Source organism: Pseudomonas sp. CBC3, assembly GCF_037967085.1.
Lineage (GTDB): Bacteria > Pseudomonadota > Gammaproteobacteria > Pseudomonadales > Pseudomonadaceae > Stutzerimonas.
The window spans coordinates 1-398 of the sequence record NZ_JBANEO010000020.1; the positions used below are offsets into that span (position 1 = coordinate 1).

Consider the following 398-nt stretch of genomic DNA (forward strand, 5'->3'; position numbering starts at 1 on the left):
AAACGCTCCACAACGACCTCTCTGCTTCGAAAAAGAGATCGATGGTAGTGAATAAATCCTGCGTGGCTGCCTGCCAGAAAAGTGTCCGGATGACCGTGGAGTCGGTGTCCGGATGCTTGTGGAATGAGTGTCCGGATCAGCGTGGAATCACTGTCCGGGTGCGCGTGGAATGGGTGTCCGAGTCAGCGTGGAATCCGCAGTCAGGGTACATTCCAGTTCCTGATCAGTTTTTTTCTAATGCTGTATCTGTTGTTCTTCCTCATTCGAGACGGACGAGACCTGGTCGTTCGGATTCGACGAGCACTACCTCTGAGCGATAATCAGAAGCGTAGGTTGTTCAGCAAGTTCACCCGTGTGGTCAGGGCTACGGTTAAAGGCAACATTGTGGTTGCAGCTAT

Annotated in this window: 1 pseudogene; it reads left to right on the top strand. The window is 52.0% G+C overall.

Annotated features, from left to right (window positions below):
* Positions 1-201 precede the first annotated feature (201 nt).
* Positions 202-398 (top strand): annotated as a pseudogene (locus tag V6943_RS20220) (AI-2E family transporter); the annotation flags it as partial.